The sequence below is a fragment of the Bifidobacterium sp. ESL0820 genome (assembly GCF_052606235.1).
In genome coordinates, this window is record NZ_CP199594.1 from 1,553,451 (window position 1) to 1,575,938 (window position 22,488).

The window sequence follows — 22,488 nt, forward strand, 5'->3', positions numbered from 1 at the left end:
CATACGAGCTTCCCGTACCAAGAACTACAATATATACACGTTGCTCGTCGCTACTGATTCCATATCAGATATCTGATCGTAGCAACCGTCTCGCAAGATTTATCATCTATGAAAGGCACGACTGTCGGCTAGGTAAGCGGCGTAAACAAAACAGGTCGAACGCGATGCCGTAGACTTTAGCAAGTTACTAGCATATTTTGACAGCATCGACCGGACTGTGCACAACATGCAACAGTAGGCATGTCCACTACCACCCGCAAATGCCATTTCCGGCAATCAATAAAAATCAACTCCCCCGATACAGCACCACAAATTCCATTCGTTGAAGATGCGGGATCAACAGTTCTTTTAGACCTGACATGGGCAATAACCAAGGCTGAGATTACTTTTACAAACATGGTCATTTTGTGTCAGGGTAAATGGTCAGAAAGTAAATGTGCATCACTGATAACAAAACCGACTTGCTCCTCTGCGCACTCGGATCAAGTGCGGTGAACCCTCGGTCTCCAAAAATACTGTTCAATTAAAATAAAATTAATTATATCATCGTTGCTCTCGTTAACGAAACAATCATGATCAGATAAACACGTTCAGTACACGCTACAACAGTAGACGGAGTGCTTTTTATCGAGAAGCCTCCCATGTGTATGCTAACAACCAGTTTCTTATAGACTTCTTGAATAAGCAAATCGAATAAAACGAATATTAGCACCGCTGAATTTATTCTACACTATCAAAATTACGATATAGAAAAACACTCATCTGCAATGTGACTCTCATGCTCAAAATATGAAATTATTGCAAAATTCGGTTTGTGGCAAGCCGCGTTACCACAGTTTGCCACAAACCGACTTCGTCAGTCTACTCGTAATATTTTTTACACTACAGACTCAAACGAGTGTTCTCTCAAGCTTGAGTGCTCTTCCGTACTTTTGATTTCCGATAGAGCTCAGGGTGAGCCGTTTCGCTGCGCTTACGCCGAATTATCCAAAAACCGATAAGAGCAGCCACTATTACTATTACCACATCAATGCCGTAGAGCAATTTCTTCCATGGGCTCATAGAGTAAGATAATCTTGACTTCGGTGTAATACCATTCATCGCGTTGGAATTCACTACTGTATATGCCACATTGTGCAGTGCATTCCTCATCGCCATACGAGCAGTTGGACTTTCATAGTCAGTTGCATTTCCGTCCAGCTGACTCATGTACATATCATTACCCGATCTAATAGTCATATCACGGAATTCAAGCTGCCTAGTTGGATAGAGATCCGTAATGACTGACCCTCGGAAATTCCATTCGTTACGTAGCACATTCTCAAGCAGACCCTGATGAGCAAAACCCATGATGCCGCCAATACTGTTTTGCGATGACATCATTCCGGTATCCGAGCGAATTACCTTTTTTGACATAGTCCCTTTATTATCGGAAATGTACTTTAGTGTGCTGCGTGCTTGTTCCACGGCTATTTCGAAAGGCCTGAGATAAATTTCTCGTGTAGCTTGCTCATTGGCCCATGTTGCCAAGTACATATCACGGAACGTTTCCTGATCATTAAGCGCGAAATGCTTAAGGCAACTGAATAGGCCTTTATCGCCAGCACCACTGATTGAAGCAGCTGCAAGTTTGCCAGAGAGCAGGCCATCTTCAGAATAGAATTCATAAACACGGCCGGAGAAAGGAGAACGGTGCATGTTTACACCCGGACCGTACCAGCCGGTCAAACCAGCCTGAAGCCCTTCCTCACCAATCGCTTCACCCATTTGCTTGAGTAGGTCAACATTCCATGAAGATGCTATGAGATTCGCACCCCCCCAAGCACTGGCTCCTTTGATGCTCCAGCCCGTCGGACCATCCTTGTCGACTGTCGCAGGCTTGTCGATTGATGGAATGGCAGCAGTTTGATACGCAGCCTTGTATAGAACATCCTTTATGCCCTTTTCATCACCTTTCCAATCAATTTGATCTAACAACTGGTCCCATTTCCGGCTATCGTAGTTCTCCCCGCGCAAATCGATCAAAGCCATATCGTGCTTCGCATTGGACTTGGGTTGTTTACTTTGATAAACCTTACTTGAAGGGACATTTCCTAGGATTTTATCAGTTTTAGGATCAAAATTGTCAAACCACTTAAACTCATCCAAAGCGACCTGCGGTGCTGCCTCTTTCCGGTTGACTGGAGTAGTTGGGAATGTCCCTTTCCAATCACTCCGCGATAGTTGAGTGATTTGCGGGTTATCCATATAGCTGTTCATGGTCTTAAAGACGTTGCTAGGAGCTACATACTTTCTACCCATGTCCGGCTTACCAGTAGGCTCACCTTTGGCATTAATTGCTGACTGTGCATCCTTATCTGACTGACGCAGATCAGTCCCTTCAAAGAAGTGTGTGGAATCTACGGTGAGATGAACGGTATCAATCACATCATGCGAATTATTCTTCAACTGAATAGCATAGTCCCCAGCCTCCAGGACATATGCCCCTGTAGTACCGTTCCTATTCTGATGATGGTAGTCATAAGAAGCCATATCATCTTTATAAAAATTCAACTTAAGAGTCTGGGACGCCCCTGGTGCCAGAAGCTTAGACTTGGCAAAGGCACCCAGCTCTGTGGCTGATTTTTCTACGTGATTTTCTCTATCGTAACTAGTATATGGAGAAGTGTAGTAGAGCTGGACTGTATCTTTTCCAGGTACTTTCCCTATATTCTTGATTTCCACGGTTGCGACGACTTTGCCTTTATTTGTCTCAACTTTATTCAATTTCTGCTGAAATGATGTATAACTTAGTCCGTATCCGAAAGGATAAGCCACGGCTCCACTCTCGGCAAGGCCCCCCTTGCCATCAAGCTGTCCGTATACAAAAGAAGGATCTTCAATGGCGGCCGTCTCATAGTAGCGGTAACCAAAATAGATACCCTCTTCATACTCAACGAATGGGCGATTTATCGTGCCTCTTCCGGTACCTGGCATAATCTCAGCCAAGACGGATTGGTCAGTTACTTTCGAATTGGTGTAATGGTATTCACCGAAGTTTGCAAAAGTGGGATCTTTTGTAAAATCAGAAGCGTACGTATCAGTGAGACGCCCAGAAGGATTCACTTTCCCGCAAAGAATTCTTCCTAAAGAGTCAAAACCGCGCGACCCAGTAATGCCAGCCCAGACGATAGCGTTAGCCTCGAATTGTCCGGACATAAGAGGAGATAATTCTACTGGATTTGCCGTATTCAACACTACAACAACCGACGAGCAGTGTTCTTTGGCGAACTTTATCGTATTTTTTTCGGCAGTAGTCAAAGCAAGGTAATGAGCGGTCCCATCACTATAAGGTTGAGTGCGCTTATCAATACCTTCAGAGCCTTCACGCTTAATATAGACAATGCCAGTTGTATCCTTGACTTTGTCAGCTATTGAATCATAAATGCTCGGATTGTACTCAGGTAGTTGAGTTACCTTACCCTTGTCCAAAATTGCTTGAACTGAATTCTTGTCCGCGTCAAGAGCCGGAGTGCCTGGAGCGGCCTTTGGAGACTTAGCTTTCGCTCCTTTCATTACATCTACTGATGCAGTATTGATCTTGAAATAATTGCTGAGTCCTTTTTCTGTTGTCAGAATATCTTTATCACTGGTGGCAGCGGCACCACTGCCAGAATATGCGGCATGAAGATATCCATAGCCAAGAGGGGTCACCGAACTGCCAGCTTTTAGCGGAAGAGTACCGTCATTCTTCAACAGAACCATACCCTCATCGGTGATGGCTTCAGAAACCTTGTAGCTCCTTTGCTTTGCTTCTTGCATTGATTTCGTTGATTTTTCATAATAATTTGCATTCCAATTGTCAGTACCGGAAGCTTTATTAACAGTTAGCTGACCGCCACCCAAAAAGCTATCCAGAACACTGGCAAACGAATTTCCTGCCACAGTAAGGGCTACAGCGATAGCAAGAAGAATTACTATAACTGTTACCCAAATTCGTCTGAAAACTTTTCCACTCATTTTCAATTTCTCTGGATTTTTCTTTTCCAACTTTTCTCCTTAGCCTCGCCATTGACACTTTGAGCATTTAGCTGACAGTCTAGGAATAGACATGCTGTGCCTAGACTGCCCTCTTACTTCCCATTCTGCTGGCAAAGTCATGCTTAGGATATGCAAGAAAATGCTGTCTTAAGAGACACAAGTACATAAGCTGTCACTTTCTTGGCATAAATTGTCATCTCCAGAAATGCCAACCAAGTTGAATAAACTGATTGTCTTAATATAAGTCCTTGCCTTGCGAATGATTTAGCTATTGACATGGTTTGAAGTTCTACACAATTAGATAAACATGGAAATTCGTAGGCATTTGTCAACAAATATGATTCGCTATACTATCAGAAGACTGTGTTTTTAGGCCTATAGAAATAAAAATCTAATTATTGATTTTAAAAAGAAATTGGCTGACTCATTGTCAATGAAGCTAAACGTTAGGGCAGATAGCTCTGGTGAAATAAAGAATAACTGCTTCTCTTGTGAGATTGAGAATACTAAACAGATCCCTCACACTACGGGGAGACTGAGATATTAAAGCTAGTATCTTCTCTCTATGTTAACCCGTTTCTCTACCAGACAGAGCTGTGCATGACTCATCAAAAAGCAGATTAACACCTCTGTCGAAAAGGGAAATGATCATTCATGATAAGAAAACGACAAGTTATGCAATCAGGCCAAACAAAACTCGACAATTTATGAATAATGAATCTCGGCGGCTAACTGAAGGCTAATCGTGAAAACAATAAGAGTTCTCACCACAGAATCAACTCACGTCATGGAGAGGGAACACTATGGAAGTCAAGGATCTGACAGTTCTGGAACGGGCATCGCTGCTCTCCGGAAAATCCACCTGGGCGACCCGTGCCTTGAAGAGGGCGGGCATCCCGAGCATGGTCCTGAGCGACGGACCGCACGGTCTGCGCCGCCAGACCGGATCAGGGGACAACCTGGGCATGGGCAAGTCCAAGCCCGCCACCTGCTTCCCCACAGCCGGCACGGTGGCCTGCTCATGGGACCCGGAGTTGGCCAAAACCATGGGCCAGGCGCTGGGCAACGAGGCCAGGAGCCTGGGCGTCAACATGGTCCTGGGTCCGGGCATGAACATCAAGCGCAATCCCCTGTGCGGCAGAAACTTTGAATACTATTCCGAAGACCCCCAGGTGGCCGGTCACATGGCTGCAGGCCTGATCGAGGGCATCCAGTCCCAGGGCGTGGCCGCCACCCCCAAGCATTTCGCCATGAACAGCCAGGAGCTGCGCCGCCAGGCATCCGACTCCGTGGTGGACGAGCGCACCATGCGCGAACTCTATCTGACCGGATTCGAGATTGCTGTGCGCCAGGCCCACCCCTGGGCCATCATGACCTCATACAACATGGTCAACGGCACCTATGCCAACGAGAATCCCCACCTGCTCAAGGACATCCTGCGCAAAGAGTGGGGCTTCGACGGCATGGTGGTCTCGGATTGGGGCGGCTCCAACAGCGCGGTCGCCGCAGCCGCCAATGGCTCCTCCCTGGAAATGCCCCAGGCCGGATATGACTCCGTCCGACAGGTCGCCAAGGCCGTGCAGGAGGGCCGTCTGGACGAAGCCGACCTGAACGCCCGGGCCGAAGAGGTGGCACGGCTGGCCAAGCTGACCTACCACTCTGACATGGACCCCGATGGGAACCTGACCGCAGACCAGATACGGGACCATCATCAGGTGGCAAGGAGCATCGCCGAGGGATCCGCCGTCCTTCTGGTCAACCGGGAGGGACGCCTGCCACTGGCCGCCGGCACCCGGGTCGCCCTGGTCGGGGATATGGCCAAAACCGCAAGGTTCCAAGGATCCGGATCCTCAAAGGTCAACGCAGCCAAGCAGGAGAGCATGCTGGACCTGCTCAGGCAGGGCAACAGCGACGGGCTGGAGCTGGCCTCCTACAGTCAGGGCTACGAACGCCATGGCGAGAAGAACCGGTCTTTGATCGACCAGGCTGTGGCTGCGGCTGGCCAGGCTGACGTGATTGTCGCCTGCGTGGGCCTGGATGAGCGCAGTGAATCCGAGGGTCTGGACCGTTCCCACATGGACATTCCCAGCAACCAGGTCGACCTGATCAAGGCGCTGGGTGCGACGGACAAGCCCCTGGTGGTCGTCCTGGTGGCGGGCTCCCCCGTCACCACCGACTGGATCGACCAGTGCGATGCCGTCCTCTACATAGGACTGTCCGGACAGGCTGGAGCATCAGCCACCCTGAACATCCTGACCGGCCGGGTCAACCCCTCCGGCCACCTGGCGGAAACCTGGCCCAAGTCCTATGCCGACTGCCCCAGCGCCGACTGGTACCCCGACCCCGCGCACGAGTCCATCTACCGGGAGGGCCCCTTCGTCGGCTACCGTTACTACCTGACCGCCGACGTGGAGGAACGCTTCCCCTTCGGATACGGCCTGTCTTATGCACACTTCGCCTACGCCGATCTGACCGTGGACGACAAGGGAGTCACCTTCACCCTGACCAACGACTCAGACAGGCAGGGGGCCACTGTTCCCCAGCTCTACGTCCAGGCGCCCAAGGGTGGCGTGCTCAGGCCAGTCCGCGAACTGAAGGGCTTCAAAAAGGTCAGCCTGGAGGCCGGCCAGTCAACCCAGGTCCGCATCGACTTCGACCAGACGACCTTCCGGCACTTCGATACGGCCAGCAACTCCTGGCAGGTCGAGTCCGGCGACTGGACCATCATGATCGGATCCGACGCACGCAAGATGGAGCTGAGCGGGCACCTGAGCGTCCAGGGCACCGTCGATCCACAGAGTCCCGACCCTGCCTTGGGCGCCTACCTGACCGGCCGGGTCAAGGAAGTCGACGATGCCGCTGTGACAGCGCTCTTCGGCCACCCGGTGGTCCGACAGGGCGCTGTCAGCACCTTCGGCGCCAATGATCCGCTCTCGTCCTGGAAGGACTCAAGAAGCGCCCTGGCCAGGTTCGTGGCCAACTTCCTAGCCAAGAGCGAGAACCGCCACGAGGCCAAGACCGGCAACCCCGACCTGAACACCCTCTTCCTGCTCAACATGCCTCCCAGGGCCATGGCCAAGATGACCAACGGGCTGATTGACACGGCCATGGTCGAAGCCATCGTCCGCATCCCCAACGGCCACCTATGGAGGGGGCTGGGCGGATTCATCGCCGGATTCTTCAGGAACATGTCCGCCAACCGCAGGACCGGAAAGGAGCTCAATCATGAGTGATCAGCACAGCCAGCAGGCCGGACAGCCGGCCCAGGGGAAAGCGACGACAACCTCACAGTGGGCGATCGTGCGCTGGTGGCGGCGGTTCAGCGACCGACACACCACCCTGGCCCAGTTCATCGTCTTCTTCATCCTGTCCAACGGAGTCACCGTCCTGCAGCTGGTGCTCATGCCCGTGCTCAAGGCCATCTTCAACGGCACCTCCCTGGTGGGCACCAACTTCCAGATCTGGCGCATGGGGACCGTCGGCGGCAAGCCCTACTACCTGTTCGACTACGCGGCCGGGTCCATCGGCCACGGCGGCGGGGGCGGCCTGGCCTACTTCCTTGCGGTGGAAATCACCCTGCTGATCGCCCAGATCATCAACTTCTTCCTCCAGCGCAACATCACCTTCAAGTCCAACTCCTCGGTCTGGAAAGCGGCCTTCTGGTACCTGGTGGCCTACGTGATCATCACCATCATCGCGGCGGCGCTTCAGGGCTGGTACAAGGACCCCATCTACGGCTTCTTCCAGCACACCCTGAACTGGGGCAGCCTGGGGACCACCATTGCTGATCTGGTCACCATGATCATCAACTCGGCCATCTCCTTCTGGGTCTTCTTCCCCATCTTCAAGGTCATCTTCCGTCAGGAGCCCACCGAATCCGAGGCGAGCGCCCAGTAAAATTCCGGCCCCACTCCCCCGGCCGCCAATGAACCGGCATGCATCGGCAGCCAGAGGTGCGGGGCCTTTTCCTCAAACCCATCATGTACAGTGGTCGCATACAACGGCCGCCGACGGGATTACGGCAACCCCGCCGACATACCCGCCGACCCATTCTTTTGCGAAGTGATCGTTCATGACAGCTGACCGACCGGCCTCTACGAGCCCGCCCGTTCTTACCTTCATCGTCCCCGCCTACAACATGGCCCAGCATCTGCCGACCTGCCTGGATTCGCTCCTGAGCCGGGAGGGGGAGGACCTGGAGGTCATCGTGGTCGATGACGGATCCACCGATGCCACAGCGCAGGTAGTGCAGTCATATCAGGCACGCCATCCGCACACTGTCCGACTGATCAGCCAGACCAACAAGGGCCACGGCGGCGCGGTCAACACCGGCCTGGCAGCCGCCCGGGGCCGCTATGTCAAGGTGGTCGATGCCGACGACTGGGTGGACCCGACCTCCTTGAGTCTGGTCTTGGACCAACTGCGCGACCAGTCACAACGTACGAATCCGGTGGACATGGTGGTCACCAACTACGTCTACGAAAAGGAAGGCCGCAGACATAAGCGGGTCATCAACTTCCGCAGCGTCATGGACCCTGGACGGGTGCTGGACTGGAACCATCTGCGGCGGTTCGGGCTGGCCCAGTACATGATCATGCATGCCCTGATCCTGCGCACCGAGGTGCTCCGCCAGGCCCACACCCATCTGCCCGAGCACACCTATTATGTGGACTTCATCTACTCCTATCAGCCCCTGCCCTGGGTGCACACCCTGCTCTACCTGGACACGAATTTCTACCGCTATCACACCGGCCGCCAGGGCCAGTCGGTACAGACCTCGATCATGATCGCCCGGGTCTCGCAACTGCTGCTGGTCAACGGGCTCATGGCGGATTCCACGCCTGACCCGGGGACGGTTCCCCGTGGACTTTATCGTTATATGATCCACTATCTGTCCATTAACTGCGTGGTGACCTCGGTCTTTCTGATTCTTTCACGCAAGCCCAGCAACTACCGAAACAAGGACATGCTCTGGCGAAGGCTGGAGCACCGCTCCCCCGTCATCGCCTCCGACGTGCGCTCCACCCTGCTCTGCCGGATGATCAACATGCCGGGCAGGCCGGGCCGCTTGGCCATTCGCCTGGGTTACAAGGCCGCCGAGGCCGCCATGGGCTTCAACTGATCGCCCACCCGCGGCAGGAGCACACAGAGGCTGAACCAGTGATGCTCGGTCCGCAGGGTCATCTCGCCCTGGTAGCGGTGGGCTATGTGCCGGATGGACTTGACTCCGTAGCCATGCAGGCCATCCTCAGTTCTGGTCTTGGTGGTGGCCAGCTCGCCGTTGCCCTTCCAATTCAGGGGCGATACAAAATAGTTTTCAATGCGGATCACCACGAATTGTCCCCGTGCGTACAGGGCCACCTTGATCAGGCGGCGGTCTGAGTCCTCAACCTTCCTCAAAGCCTCAATGGCATTGTCCAAGGCGTTGCCGAAGAGGGTGGAGACATCCATGGGCGACATCCCCTCCAAGAGGGAGCCGTCGGCCACCATGGTCAGGGTGATCCCCTCTTCGGAGCATATGCGCTCCTTGGTTGACATGACCACGTCCAGGATGGGGTTGCCGGTGTGCTGCTGCGACCCGTACCGCCCGACTGCAGCCTCCAGCTCCTCGAAATCCTGGGACTTGCGCTCAGGGTCCATCTGCGAGCGCAGGGCGGCGATCTGATGCTTGAGGTCGTGGGCGAGCCTGCCCATGGCCTCCAGATTTTCCTTGGACCGCATGTACTCCCGATGCTGGCTGTAAGCCCGGGCGTTGATGGAGGCCAGCTCGGCGCTGGTATGGCTCTCCCGCAGCTGTTCCTGCTGGGCGTAGAGCATGGCGAAGCCGCACAGATCCACCAGAGTGCGGATGTAGAAGACCTCCAGGCCGACCCGACCGGAGAAGGGGGTGTTGGTGGAAACGAAACTCAGGTTGGACATGGCGAAGGTAACCACAGCGATGACCGCGGCTATGAAGACGCTGCGTCCTGGCACAGAAGGCTGGGCATCGGCGAAGTTGCGCCGTTCCGCCACCCAGGCCAGCAGTCCTACGCCCCCGTAGATCAGCACCAGCAGGATCAATGAGGCCGGGTCGTACAGGCTGTGGCTGGAAGGACGCATGAAGGAGTCCAGCTGCCAGTGCAGGGAGGCAACCAGCTCGGCCAGAACGAAGGCACGGGCCAGCAGATAAGCCCCGTGCAGCGCCCTCAACCCCGAAGCCAGCATGATGATGGCATACATGCAGGCCACGGCCAGGCACATGCTGATGATCCAGAAGGCGATAGGCAGGGTGCCGGCCCAATATTGGACCCCGATGAGCACAGCCAGACCGGGCAGAAGCACAGCCACCATTCTTAGGCGTGAGGTCCTTGCGCCAATAGCCAATAGATAGACCAGGCAACCCAGCCACTCGCTGATGGCTGTATAGAGCCGGGGGATGTCGGGCAGGGCATTGAGGATGTGGGTGCTGGTCATGGCCGACCTGCCACGTAGGCGGTCAGAGCCGTCATGAAGGCCTTCTTGCGGGGTCGGCTGACCCGCAGCCGCTGGCCGGTAGACATGATGCAGTCCTGGTCCTCCATGCCCGTCACATGGGCTAGGTTGACCAGGTAACAGGAGTTGGAGCGGAAGAATCCCCGCTGGTCCAGCTGGCCCTCCAGGCTTTTCAGCGTGCTGTTCGTGGTCAATGAGGAATCCAAGGTGTGGATGACGCTGCTGTGGCGGACGGATTCGATGAAGACGATGTCTTTGAGGGGGATCCTGGTGGATCGGGCACCCTCGGTGATCAGGATGGACAGGTCCACGCGGCCGCGCACCTGGGCGATGGATCGGTCCAGCTCCTGGGAGAAGGCGAACCAGGGCAGGGGCTTGAGCAGATATGAGAGAGCGCCCACCTCATAGCCGTTGATGGCGTACTGGGGGGCGGAGGTGATGAAAACGATGACCACCGACTCGTCACGGGCTCTTACCCTGCGGGCCACTTCGATTCCGTCCATGGGGGTCATCTGAATGTCCAGAAGGAGGATGTCATAGACGGGTCGATAGCCATCCGCAAAAGCCTTGCCATCGGTGAAGACGCTGACCGTCAGTTCTTCCTGACGTTCCTTGCGGTAGCGGCTCAGGTAATTGACCATGGTCCGACAGCTGATGGAATCATCATCCACCACTGCGATTCTGATCATCCTGGCACACACTCCTTACCCCGTCGGCCAAGGACCCATGGCCGCCGTTATCACCGTTCTTCAATAATATCGGAGATGTCCGCATGGCAGACCCCGCTTGCCTGAAGCCGAACGCTGGCAAAGAGGGGTTGGTTTGGAAAAAGCAAACAAGTTTGAACCACTCGGTTTTACGCTGCGAATCTATTCTCACTTGTGGGCGGGAACGATTAGAGTCGAAACATGTCTACCTTCGCACCCTCTTCGTCCTGGAAACCCTCCACCTGGCTGGCCCGCCTGATGCTGCTGATGGCTGCGGCCGCCTGGGGAGCCGGATACACCTTCGAAAAGGTTGCCATGGAGACCCTGACCGTGCGCTGGCTGATGGGCATTCGCATCCTCTGCGCCATCGTGATCATGACACCCTTTTTGCTGCCCAGGCTGCGCAGAACCGGGGCCATACATACCCTGGTGCCGGGACTGATCCTGGGAGTCAGTTACTGGGCGGCCTTCAGCCTGCAGATGATGGGGCTGACCACCATCGCTCCGGGCCGGAACTCCTTCCTGACGGCCACCTACTGCATCTTTGTGCCCTTCCTGGTCTGGATCATGGCCCGCCGACGGCCGGCCCTGCGGCACTTCGTCGCGGCCGCCATCTGCATCCTGGGCGTGGCTCTGATCTCGCTGCCGGCCCAGGGCGGGGGACAGGGGCTGGCTCTGAGCACCGGCGACCTGCTGACCCTGGCCGGCGCCCTGCTCTACGGGGTCAACCTGGTGATCACCGGTTTCCTGACCAAGAAGTTCGATGCCCCCACGCTGACCTACCTGGAGCTGCTCTTCGGCGGCATTCTCTTCCTGGTCTGCGCGCTGATCTTCGATCCCTTGCCCACTGCGGCCGACTTCACGCCCTCGACCATGGGCTCCATGATTTATCTGACGCTGATCTCGACCCTGATGGCCCAGAACTTTCAGAACATCGCCTTCTCCAGGGTCCCCGCCGCCCAGGGCTCGCTGATCCTGTGCTCGGAGAGCCTGTTCGGCATGCTGGTCTCGGTCCTGGTCCTGCACGAGGAGCTGACGGCCACCCATCTGCTGGGCTTCGCCATCATCTTCGCCGCCATCATCCTGTCCGAGGTCAGGCTTCACCCCCGCCGACTGTCGAGGGATTCCTGAGCAGCCGGATCCTCCCGGTAGGCTGTTCCGGGCAAGAGGTCGTAGGGCATCTGCCGTTTGATCAGGTAGAAGACCAGCAGGAGCAGGGCCAGGATGCGCGTCGCTGTCTGAACCTTGCCGGTCCAGGGGCCGAAGACGGCCAGGATGACTGCGGTCCGGAACAGATAGAAGAGGAAGCGGGACCAGCCATGCCGCTGCTTGGTTTCGACGGTCATGTGGGTGAAGGTGGCGCCCAGCGTCCGTCCCCGGCGGGGCAGGGGTATGAGCAGTTCAAAGATCAGCAGCATGGCAAGATCAACCAGGATCCCGAACACATCCAGAGCGGATGGGGCGATCAGCAATCCGCCAAAGCGGTAGTGACCATCCAGCTGATAGGTGCCCAGGCGATGGATCGCATAGGTCACGCCCATCCCCAGAGACAGGGACAGAATGGTGGCCAGAAGCAGATCCAGAGCCAGGGAGACGGCACGGTGTATGAACCCGGGATTGGTGACCAGCTGGGCAGCGTCAGCCTGACGAGTGGGAACGAGCTTGTTGGCCGCCATGGCCACCAGGTAGCCGATCAGAGCGCCTGATGTATTCCAAATCAGGTCGTCCACGTCGAAGAGACGGTAGGCGCAGCCCACGATGCCGAACACCCCGGTCAGCTGGGCCGTTTCGATGAAGAGGGAGACCAGGAAGGCAACCGGCAAGGCCAGGATGAAGCGCCAGCGGAAGACCCGCCCCATGATGAAGCCCAGGGGCAGGAAGAAGGCCACATTGAGCAGGATCTGCAACATGGCCATCCGGCCGCCTGTGCTCAGGTCGGTCAGGAACTGCAGGGGGTTGAGCTGGGGGGTCAGATGATGGGTGGCGCAGAAGGCGGCACGGTCGTCGGGCATGGGCCAGAGGGTGAAGAAGACCAAGGCCAGCAGGTATAAGACGGTCAGGTAGGCCGCCATGGCTGCTGTCAGCCGGAGCCGGTGATAGCGGTTGTAGATCAGGGCAAGAATGGGCAGGGTCAGGATCAGCGAGGCCAGGGGCCAAAAGACCAGAGATATGCCGAAGGAGCCGCTGAAGTAGTCCAGGTATGTCGAGAGCACAATTCCAGTCTAAATCGCGCTTAAGTCTATCGGCCGATTGACTGCGCCGACGAAGAGCTCAGTCGTCGCCCAAGGTTACGTGGATGCCGCCAACCAGGGAGCTGACCAGGTTGTAGAGAAAGGCGAAAATGGTGACCAGAGCCACTACTATGACGATCTCGAAGATAGAGAAAATAGTCACCGAGCTCAGGACCGTCCCCAAGCTCAGCACCTGACCCAGGTCGAAACCACCCGCATCCAGGCCTGTCTTGGAGATGACCTGGGTCAGGTTGTCAAAGAGCCCCATAGCGTTGAGCAGAATCCAGAGCAGGGCGGCGGCCACCACCTGAATGATGGCCCCGGCAATGGATAGCAGGAAGGTGACCTTGGCCACCGACCAAGGTTCCAGCCGGGTCAAGGACAGCTGCATGCGCCGGGCCCGAGGCACGTGAGGACGCGTCGTCGAAGGGGCCTTGACCGGACTGGCAGCAGAAGCTGTGGTTCTTGCGGAACGCCCTGATGCCGTCCTGCCGGCAGCAGAAGCCGGGGGAGTGTCCGATGAGGGTCGGCGGGACTCGCCCTTTTGGGATTCATCAGCCTTGGTCTTGCCGGTTTTGGGCTTTTCTGTACCCTTCTTACCGGTACCGGCCTTGGCCTGCTTCTGATCATCCTGGCTCATCGGCACTCCTTGATCCTTGCATTCACCAGTCCGCGCATACCGCCGCAGGACCTGGACGACTTCTTACGAGGCTACCAGTCTTGTCAGACTGGTAGCGGACCTGCTCAGTCCTCTTGGGCCAGACCTTGGCCGTCGCCGGTTCCGGTGGTGGCGATGGGCTGATCCTTGGCCGCCAGGGGAGCGGCAGGAGCCACGTCAGCCTGACCGCCATTCTCCTCCTGGTCGTCACGCTCGGCATTGCGGGCGATGGAGAGGATCTCATCGCCCTTATCGGGCTTGGCCAGAGTGACTCCCTGGGTGTTGCGGCCGGTCCGCTTGACCTCGGCCACATCGGAGCGGATGACCTTGCCGGACTTCATGATGGCCATGATCTGATCGTCCTCGTTCACCACCAGGGCGCCGACCAGGGATCCCCGGCCCTCCACCATGGCAATGGCCTTAACGCCGTAGCCGTTGCGGCCCTGCAGGCGGTACTCGCTCAGGGCAGTCCGCTTGGCAAAGCCTTCATCGGTGACCACCAGCAGATCATTCCCGGACTCCTTGGCGATCACGTCCATGCTCAGCAGTTCATCGCCGGGGCGGAACCGCATGCCTTGGACGCCGGCGGTCTGCCGTCCCATGGGCCGCAGGGTGGAGTCGTCGGCCGGGAAGCGCACGCTCATGCCCTTGCGGGAGACCAGGATGATCTCATCGTCGGCATTGCAGAGGGCGGCACCCACCAGCTCGTCACTCTGGGGCACCTCTTGCCCGTCCTCGTCGGTGACGGTGCCCAGCTCCATCAGCCGCACGGCGATCAGGCCGCCCTGGCGGGGCGAATCATACTCGGTCAGGCGGGTCTTCTTGACCCGTCCGGTCCGGGTGGCCAGGACCAGATAGTCGGCATCGTCATAGTCGTGCAGGGAGAGGACCTGTTCGATCCGCTCGCCCGGGCCCAGCTGGAGCAGATTGGCCACATGCTGTCCCTTGGAGTCGCGGGAACCCTCAGGCAGCTCATAGGCCTTGAGCCGATACACCCGGCCCTTATTGGTGAAGAAGAGCAGCCAGTTGTGGGTGCTGGTCAGGAAGAAGTGGTCCACCACGTCGTCCTCGCGCAGCCTGGCTCCGCGGATGCCCTTGCCGCCACGGTGCTGGGCCCGGTACTCGTCGGCCTTGGTCCGCTTGACGAAGCCGGAGTGGGTGACGGTGACCACCACCTGCTCATCAGCGATCAGGTCCTCCACGTTCATCTCGCCCGAGTATGGGACAATCCGGGTGCGCCGCTCGTCGCCGTACTTGTCGACGATCTCGTCCAGCTCGTCGCCCACGATGGTGCGCTGGCGCTCGGGGTGGGCCAGAATGTCGTTGTAGTCGGCGATCTTGCGCATGAGATCCTCATGCTCGTCCAGGATCTTCTGCCGTTCCAGGGCGGCCAGACGGCGCAGCTGCATGGCCAGGATGGCATCGGCCTGGACCTCGTCCACATCCAGCAGCTCCATCAGGCCAGTGCGGGCCGTCTCCACGTCCTTGGAGGCGCGGATCAGGGCGATGACCTGGTCGATCATGTCCAGGGCCTTCAGATACCCCTGCAGGATGTGGTCGCGATCCTCGGCCTCCCGCTTCAGATAGCGGGTGCGCCGCTCGACCACATCCAGCTGGTGGTCCACCCAGTGACGGATGAAGGCATCCAGACTCAAGGTCCTGGGGACCCCGTCCACCAGGGCCAGCATGTTGGCCCCGAAGGTCTGCTGCAGCTGGGTGTGCTTGTAAAGGTTGTTGAGGACCACCTTGGGCACGGCATCACGCTTGAGCACCAGGACCAGGCGCTGGCCGGTACGGCCCGAGGTCTCATCGCGCATGTCGGCGATGCCCTGGATCTTGCCGTCGCGCACCGCCTCGCGGATGGAGGAGGCCAGCCGGTCGGGGTTGACCTGGTAGGGCAGCTCGGTGACCACCAGGCACATCCTTCCGCGGATCTCCTCGGTGTTGACCACGGCCCGCATGGTGATCAGGCCGCGTCCGGTCCGGTAGGCCTGCTCGATGCCCTTGTGACCCAGAATGGTGGCGCCGGTAGGGAAGTCCGGTCCCTTGATGATGGCGATCAGGGCGTTGAGCAGCTCCTCCTTGGAGGCCTCGGGATGCTCCAGTGCCCAGTGCACGCCCTTGGATACCTCGCGCAGGTTGTGCGGAGGGATGTTGGTGGCCATGCCCACGGCGATGCCGGCTGATCCATTGACCAGCAGGTTGGGGAAGCGGGAGGGCAGAACCGTAGGCTCCTGGGTTTTCCCGTCGTAGTTGGGGATGAAATCAACCGTGTCCTTGTCGATGTCGCGCACCATCTCCATGGCCAGGGGGGCCATACGGCACTCGGTGTACCTCATGGCGGCCGCCGGGTCGTCGCCGGGGGAGCCGAAGTTGCCCTGGCCGTCCACCAGCGGGTAGCGCATGGACCAGGACTGGGCCAGACGCACGATGGTGTCATAGATGGCTGCATCGCCGTGGGGGTGGTACTTGCCCATGACATCGCCCACCACGCGCGAGCACTTGTTGTAGCCGCGGTCGGGCCGGTATCCGCCGTCGTACATGGCGTAGATGACCCTGCGGTGGACCGGCTTCATGCCATCGCGGACATCGGGCAGGGCCCGCTCCACGATCACGGACAGGGCGTAGGAGAGGTAGGATTCCCGCATCTCCTGCTGGAGGTCGATGGGCTGAATCCGCTCGCCCTTAAGGAGGCCGTAATCGGTGTTGTCCATCTCCTGGGGGCTGAGCGGCTCGCGGGACCCGTCGGGCAGGTTGAGGCCGTCCTGGTCCGGGCTGTTGTCATTGTTGTTATCGTCTGCCAAAATCGATCCTTAGCTCAAATGGTGAAAAGGGGAGGCTTCCGTCTCAGGCGTCGATGAAGCGGGCGTCGTGGGCGTTGCGTTGGATGAACAGACGCCGGGGTTCGACCTCGTCGCCCATGAGCATGGTGAAGGTCTCGTCGGCCTGCTCAGCGTCGTCGATGCGGATCTTCTTGAGGATGCGGTGATCCGGATCCATGGTGGTCTCCCAGAGCTCCTGGTAGCTCATCTCGCCCAGACCCTTGTAACGCTGGATCCCTTCGCCCTTGGGCAGCTGTCGGCCGGAGGCCTTGCCCTCGGCCAGGACCCTGTCGCGCTCGGCATCGGTGTAGACGAAGCTGTGGGGCCCCTTGGTCCACTTGAGCCGGTAGAGCGGGGGCATGGCCACGTAGACGTAGCCAGCCTCGATCATGGGCCGCATGTAGCGGAAGAAGAGGGTCAGATTCAGGGTGGCGATGTGGGCGCCGTCCACATCGGCGTCGGCCATGATGATGACCTTGTGATAGCGCACCTTGTCGATGTTGAAGTCCTCGCCGTATCCGCCGCCCACAGCCGTGATCAGGGATTCGATGGTGTCGGACTTCATCATGCGGTCCAGACTGGCCCGCTCCGTGTTGAGGATCTTGCCGCGCAGGGGCAGGATGGCCTGGGTCATGGGGTTGCGCCCCTGGATGGCCGAGCCGCCTGCGGAGTCGCCCTCCACGATGAACAGCTCGCACTCCTCGGGGTCGCTGGACTGGCAGTCCTTGAGCTTGTCGGGCATGCCGGCCGTCTCGAAGATGGACTTGCGACGGGTGTTCTCGCGGGCCTTCTTGGCCGCGATCCTGGCCCGGGAGGCCTCCATGGCCTTCTGGATGATGGACTTGGCCTCGCCGGGATGGGCGTCGAACCAGTCGCTCAGCCTCTCGGTCATGACCCGCTGGACGAAGGTCTTGGCCTCGGAGTTGCCCAGCTTGGTCTTGGTCTGGCCCTCGAACTGCGGATTGGTCAGCTTGACGGAGACCACGGCGGTCAACCCCTCGCGCACGTCATCGCCCGAGAGGTTGTCATCCTTGTCCTTGAGGATGTTCTTGTCCCGGGCGTAGCGGTTGATCATGCTGGTCAGAGCTGCACGGAACCCCTCTTCGTGGGTGCCGCCCTCGGTGGTCGCGATGGTGTTGGCGAAAGTGTGGACCGACTCCGAGTAGGCGGTGGTCCACTGCATAGCCACCTCGGCGGAGATGCCCAGCTTCAGGTCCTCGGCCTCGAAGTCGATGACCTCGGCCTCCACAGGCGTGGCCTTCCTGACCTTGACCAGGTAGTCCACATAGTCCTTGATGCCGTTGGCATACTGGTAGCTGACGGATTGGCCCTTCTGCTCAGGGGTCTGCTCCTCGCCCGCCACCTCGTCACCGGCCTGGTTGTTGGGGCGCAGATCGGTCAGAGTGATTCTCAAGCCCTTGTTGAGGAAGGCCATCTGCTGGAAACGGCTGCGCAGGGTCTCGAAGTCGTAGACCGTGGTCTCGAAGATTTTGGGATCGGCCCAGAAGGTCACCGAGGTGCCGGTGCCCTCGTCCGGCCCCATGGCCTGATCCTTGGATAGGGGAGCCGTGGGCTTCTGATTGCGGAAGCTCTGATGCCAGTGGTAACCCTGACGGCGCACCTGGACGTCGATCCGGGTGGACAGGGCGTTCACCACGGATATGCCCACGCCGTGCAGGCCGCCTGAAACCGCGTAGCCGCCGCCGCCGAACTTGCCGCCGGCATGCAGCTTGGTCATGACCACCTCGACGCCGCTCTTGCCCTCGCCCGGCACCTCGTCCACAGGTATGCCACGGCCGTTGTCGTCCACCCGGATGCCGTTGTCGGGCAGGATGGTGACTTCAATGTGGTCAGCGTACCCGGCCAGGGCCTCGTCGACCGAGTTGTCGACGATCTCGTAGACCAGATGATGCAGGCCCCTGGGACCTGTAGAACCGATGTACATACCGGGACGGACGCGAACAGCCTCCAGCCCCTCCAGCACTTTCAGATCGCTGGCGTCATAGTGTTCGGGGGAGAGCGAGTCATCCAGCTGCGCGTCGTCCAGCTGATCCTGGCCCGTTATGCCGTCATCCTGAGGCTTGTCCTCCTCATGCTCCCGGCCCTCTTGCGGGGTCCGGGACGGGTCAGTGTTGAGATCTGCCACGGATAGTCCTTTCTGCACCCCCATGGTCGCCCACTGACGACAAAGCAGCTTCCGTTCGTGGTCGAGCGGGGGATCGAGTCATGGTCACCAGGTTCCAAATCGTCCATAAAGGGGCCTTGGAAGCGTTTGACCCTATAACCTATAGATTACCAGCGCTAGGGGACTTTAGGCTGACAGAAAGCTGGGAAGACGGTATCCGCAGATTATGGGTTCACCCGTAGGTGTCGCGCACGCCTCGGCCCGGCGGATCGAACCGTGAACGGCGAAAGCTGTAGTTGTGGGGGCCGGTCACCCGGATCTGCTTGACCGGCATGCCCAGCCGCTTGACAATGGTCGCCTTGAGCTGGGGGACCAGGTAGGTCAGCTGGGTGGCCCAGACTGTGGTCTGCGCCTGGATGATCAGTACGCCCTCCCGGTAGGAGACCACTCTCGAATGGGCGGCGATGCCGGGGCCCACCACACTGTCCCACTGGTTGCGCAGCCGGGCCACCTTCAGGTGGCTGGTCCACCCGCTCCCGGCAGCCAGGCTGGTCACCACTCCTCCCAGTTTGGCTGGGTCACGGCCTGGCTTTCCGAATGCATACCAGGCCTTACGAGAGTTGTCCTCCCGCTGCCGACGAGTGGCCGCCCGTCGTGTGCAACCCTCGAAGACCAGGGCCGGCAATCGACGCTGGTCCAGGTGCAGGGTCTCAACCATGGGAGCCTTCATGACAGGTCGTTCCCCTCTGGCCCATCCTTCGTATCCGAGTCGTCATGAGCCGTCCCTCTGGTTCGACGCAGATCCTGCATGGCAATGGCAATGGCCGGATCCTGAGCGGCCGGATCGGATGGTTGCACAGGCCTCAACCTGGACACATCCACCAAGCTGGCACCCTGCAGGGAGGGGATATCGCTGTCGGCGGCCACAGTGATCAGCACCTGGTCCTGCTGGCGGGCAAAGTCCAGGATCTGATCCCTGCGGCCCCGATCCAACTGGGCGAAGACATCATCCAGAATGACGATCGGCTCCAGGGCGCGACGATCCTTGACCACCTGCAGCAGAGCCAGCCTCAGAGCCAGGGCCAGGGTCCACATCTCACCGTTGGAGGCGAACTCCCTGGCAGGCATGCCGTTGAGGGTGAAGGCCAGATCATCGCGCTGGGGGCCGATCAGATTGGTGCCCCGGGCCACTTCTCCCGGGTATATCCGCTGAAAGTGACGACTGACGGCTTCGGCGACCTCGGAACCGGTCTGCCCATCGGGTCCTATCTCCTCCAGGGAGGGCCGGTAGGTCAATCGAGCATCCTGATCAGGGCCTGCCAGCCGACCATACAGATCACTGAAGGGCTGGTCCAGAGCCTCTACCAGAGCCGCCCGTCGTCGGCTCAGATCCAGCCCGGTGCGAATAAACTGCCCAGTCCATACCTCTAGGCCGGACAGGGCTGCGTCACGCCCGTCACCCGAGGGGTCGCGGCCCGCCTGGGAGAGCTGCTTGAGCAGGGCGGCGCGCTGCCTGGCCACATGGCGAAAATCCTGCCGAACCTGAAAATAGTCAGCATCGAGCTGGCTGCCGGCCTGGTCCAGCACGGCCCGCCTGGTTGCCGGCTCTCCTGAGACCATCAGCTGATCCTCGGGGCTGAAGGTCACGCAGGGCACCCGGCCTACCAGGTCACGCTGATAGAGGGAAGGCCCGCCGTTGATTCTTCCCCGGTTGGCCCCCTTGGCGGCAATGGTCAGCTCATAGTCGGTGGCAGTCCCGTCCTGCTCCAGCCTGGCCCTGACAGTGGCCTTGGACTGCCCACGCTCTACCAGGGGCAGCGAGGATGAGGTCCTATGGCTACCGCCGGTGGACAGAACTTCGATGGCCTCGACCAGGTTGGTCTTGCCCAGACCGTTGCGCCCCTCCAGAATGGTCACTCCGGGCTCCAGATCGAGGACGCAGTGCTCCCAGGAACGGAAGTGATCCAGAACCAGACGGGAGATGTGCACGGCGATCGTTCCTCGAACCTGCCCGGGTGTCAGTTGTTGAAACGCATGGGCACCAGCAGGTACCGGTAGTCCATGGACTCCTCGGAATCCTGCTCCTGCTGGCCGTTGAACTCCACGGCCTTGACCGCCGAGGTCATTTTGATGCGGACATAGGGCTCGGCGATGGCACCCAGCCCGTCGATCAGATAGCTGGGATTGAAAGCCACCGTGATGTCCTCGCCATCTAGATCCGCCTGCAAAACCTCATGGGCCTGTGCCTCGTCAGCCGTGCCTGCGCTCAGGGTCACCTCATTGCCGGAAAAGACCATGCGAATAGGGGCGTTGCGTTCGGCGACCAAAGCCACGCGCTTGATGGCGTCGATCAGATCCTGCCGAGCGATGACCGCCTGGATGGGGTACTCGTCCGAAAAGAGACGATCCACGGCCGGAAATTCCCCATCAATCAACTGGGTGGTGGATACCTTGCCAGCGTTTTCCACGCCCATGATGGTGGGGTTGTCAGCCTCGTAATCCATGGTTACGTTCTGGTGTTCGTCGAGGGAGCGCGCGATGTCTCGCAGCAAGGAACCGCGGATCAGCATCGAGGTGGAGAAATCAGCGTCGCGAGGAGTCCAGGTGAAGCTCGAACGGGACAGCCTGAAACGGTCGGTGGCGGTCATGACCACCTTGTCCCCGTTGATTTCGGTTTTTACGCTAGTCAGGACTGGCCGGCTTTCTTCCCGGGAGACAGCGACGATGGATTGGGAGATGGATTGGATAAAGGTCTCAGCATCCACCTGGCCCATGGGTTCGGGAACGGCAGGGAGGTCGGGATACTCGCTGTCAGGCATCAGCTGTAGGGAAAAAGTGGATTTGCCCGAAGTAATGGTCATCTTGGACCCTTCGGTTGACAGGTAGGTCTTCTCCGATGGCAGTGATTTAGTGATGTCCGCCAGAAGTTTGCCTAGAACTAGAGCCGTTCCGGATTCGTCGATGCCTGCTTCGATATGGTTTCTCGCTGAAACTTCATAATCGAAAGCAGAAAGTTTCAATGTTCCGTCCGAGGCTTCCATTCTCACGCCCGCCAGAATCGGCGAAGCCGGTCGGGAGGGGATGATGCGGGTGGTCCAAGCCACTGCATCCGAGAGTGCGGATGAATTCACTTCTACTTTCATGGGAGCCTTCTTGTCGATGAATGAACTGGGATCATTCTATCGAATAGGTCAGGGGATGTGGTTGGAGTGAAGACGTGTGCTTGGATGTGACGATGATTGTTGCATAAATATACATAGAGTCATCGTAATAAGCTCGGTGGATGATGTGGATAAGTTTCCAAATCCTTGCAACGCGGTGGATATACCTCATCCAGGCGCTGTGGATAAGTGGTGAGATCGATGTGACTAAAAAGCCAAATTATCCACAAGGACGGATTTTTGCTGAGTTATCCACAAAAGCATGGTGGTTATTCGCTGTAGATCCACCACTT

General features: G+C 58.2%; 14 protein-coding genes. 4 read left to right on the top strand and 10 right to left on the bottom strand.

Going from position 1 to position 22,488, the window contains the following annotated elements; all coding sequences use genetic code 11:
• Positions 1-906: 906 nt before the first annotated feature.
• On the bottom strand, positions 907-4,029 hold the full coding sequence (locus ACUIAH_RS06130) for a glycoside hydrolase family 3 C-terminal domain-containing protein (protein WP_313841249.1): 3,123 nt from the start codon (positions 4,027-4,029) through the stop codon (positions 907-909).
• 794 nt (positions 4,030-4,823) lie between these two features.
• Here ACUIAH_RS06130 and ACUIAH_RS06135 point away from each other — a divergent pair.
• From ACUIAH_RS06135 to ACUIAH_RS06145, 3 genes are all read left to right on the top strand, one after another.
• On the top strand, positions 4,824-7,253 hold the full coding sequence (locus tag ACUIAH_RS06135; protein ID WP_445340689.1) for a glycoside hydrolase family 3 C-terminal domain-containing protein: 2,430 nt from the start codon (positions 4,824-4,826) through the stop codon (positions 7,251-7,253).
• Positions 7,246-7,917, top strand: a complete 672-nt coding sequence (locus ACUIAH_RS06140) for a hypothetical protein (protein WP_445340690.1) — start codon at positions 7,246-7,248, stop codon at positions 7,915-7,917. The genes ACUIAH_RS06135 and ACUIAH_RS06140 overlap by 8 nt, the downstream gene beginning before the upstream one ends.
• Positions 7,918-8,092: 175 nt before the next feature.
• Positions 8,093-9,142: a glycosyltransferase family 2 protein gene (locus ACUIAH_RS06145; RefSeq protein WP_045923746.1), complete on the top strand. Its 1,050-nt coding sequence runs from the start codon at positions 8,093-8,095 to the stop codon at positions 9,140-9,142.
• Here ACUIAH_RS06145 and ACUIAH_RS06150 read toward each other — a convergent pair.
• Positions 9,106-10,473 (bottom strand): GHKL domain-containing protein, encoded by a 1,368-nt coding sequence (locus ACUIAH_RS06150; RefSeq protein WP_445340691.1) that lies wholly within the window; start codon positions 10,471-10,473, stop codon positions 9,106-9,108. The two genes, ACUIAH_RS06145 and ACUIAH_RS06150, sit on opposite strands and share 37 nt — an antisense overlap.
• Positions 10,470-11,180: a LytR/AlgR family response regulator transcription factor gene (locus tag ACUIAH_RS06155; RefSeq protein ID WP_045923744.1), complete on the bottom strand. Its 711-nt coding sequence runs from the start codon at positions 11,178-11,180 to the stop codon at positions 10,470-10,472. Before ACUIAH_RS06155 ends, ACUIAH_RS06150 begins: the two co-directional genes overlap by 4 nt.
• A 219-nt stretch (positions 11,181-11,399) precedes the next feature.
• On the opposite strand from ACUIAH_RS06155, the gene ACUIAH_RS06160 reads away from it, so the two are divergent.
• Positions 11,400-12,329: a DMT family transporter gene (locus ACUIAH_RS06160; protein ID WP_445340692.1), complete on the top strand. Its 930-nt coding sequence runs from the start codon at positions 11,400-11,402 to the stop codon at positions 12,327-12,329.
• Here the strand turns inward: ACUIAH_RS06160 and ACUIAH_RS06165 are convergent.
• From ACUIAH_RS06165 to dnaN, 7 genes are all read right to left on the bottom strand, one after another.
• A complete protein-coding gene (locus tag ACUIAH_RS06165) occupies positions 12,299-13,411 on the bottom strand; it encodes a VanZ family protein (protein WP_445340693.1) in 1,113 nt (370 codons plus the stop codon). The genes ACUIAH_RS06160 and ACUIAH_RS06165 overlap by 31 nt on opposite strands.
• Before the next feature lie 58 nt (positions 13,412-13,469).
• Positions 13,470-14,069, bottom strand: coding sequence for a DUF3566 domain-containing protein (locus ACUIAH_RS06170; protein WP_445340694.1), 600 nt, complete (start codon positions 14,067-14,069; stop codon positions 13,470-13,472).
• A 104-nt stretch (positions 14,070-14,173) separates the two neighbouring features.
• On the bottom strand, positions 14,174-16,891 hold the full coding sequence (gyrA, locus tag ACUIAH_RS06175) for a DNA gyrase subunit A (protein WP_445340695.1): 2,718 nt from the start codon (positions 16,889-16,891) through the stop codon (positions 14,174-14,176).
• A 43-nt stretch (positions 16,892-16,934) separates the two neighbouring features.
• Positions 16,935-18,974 carry a DNA topoisomerase (ATP-hydrolyzing) subunit B gene (gyrB, locus tag ACUIAH_RS06180; protein WP_216476353.1) on the bottom strand — a complete coding sequence of 680 codons (2,040 nt, stop codon included), beginning with the start codon at positions 18,972-18,974 and terminating at the stop codon, positions 16,935-16,937.
• A gap of 292 nt (positions 18,975-19,266) precedes the next feature.
• Positions 19,267-19,752: a DUF721 domain-containing protein gene (locus tag ACUIAH_RS06185; protein ID WP_396165886.1), complete on the bottom strand. Its 486-nt coding sequence runs from the start codon at positions 19,750-19,752 to the stop codon at positions 19,267-19,269.
• Between the two features lie 8 nt (positions 19,753-19,760).
• Entirely contained in the window at positions 19,761-21,023 is a 1,263-nt protein-coding gene (gene recF / locus ACUIAH_RS06190; protein ID WP_445340696.1) for a DNA replication/repair protein RecF, read from the bottom strand.
• 29 nt (positions 21,024-21,052) lie between these two features.
• Positions 21,053-22,177, bottom strand: a complete 1,125-nt coding sequence (gene dnaN / locus ACUIAH_RS06195; protein WP_445340697.1) for a DNA polymerase III subunit beta — start codon at positions 22,175-22,177, stop codon at positions 21,053-21,055.
• Positions 22,178-22,488 lie beyond the last annotated feature (311 nt).

Excerpts from the sequence above, each read along its gene's own strand:
- ACUIAH_RS06135 (WP_445340689.1), top strand. The coding sequence starts at position 4,824 with ATGGAAGTCAAGGATCTGACAGTTCTGGAACGGGCATCGCTGCTCTCC.
- ACUIAH_RS06140 (WP_445340690.1), top strand. The coding sequence starts at position 7,246 with ATGAGTGATCAGCACAGCCAGCAGGCCGGACAGCCGGCCCAGGGGAAA.
- ACUIAH_RS06145 (WP_045923746.1), top strand. The coding sequence starts at position 8,093 with ATGACAGCTGACCGACCGGCCTCTACGAGCCCGCCCGTTCTTACCTTC.
- ACUIAH_RS06150 (WP_445340691.1), bottom strand. The coding sequence starts at position 10,473 with ATGACCAGCACCCACATCCTCAATGCCCTGCCCGACATCCCCCGGCTC.
- ACUIAH_RS06155 (WP_045923744.1), bottom strand. The coding sequence starts at position 11,180 with ATGATCAGAATCGCAGTGGTGGATGATGATTCCATCAGCTGTCGGACC.
- ACUIAH_RS06160 (WP_445340692.1), top strand. The coding sequence starts at position 11,400 with ATGTCTACCTTCGCACCCTCTTCGTCCTGGAAACCCTCCACCTGGCTG.
- ACUIAH_RS06170 (WP_445340694.1), bottom strand. The coding sequence starts at position 14,069 with ATGAGCCAGGATGATCAGAAGCAGGCCAAGGCCGGTACCGGTAAGAAG.
- ACUIAH_RS06185 (WP_396165886.1), bottom strand. The coding sequence starts at position 19,752 with ATGGTTGAGACCCTGCACCTGGACCAGCGTCGATTGCCGGCCCTGGTC.
- dnaN (WP_445340697.1), bottom strand. The coding sequence starts at position 22,177 with ATGAAAGTAGAAGTGAATTCATCCGCACTCTCGGATGCAGTGGCTTGG.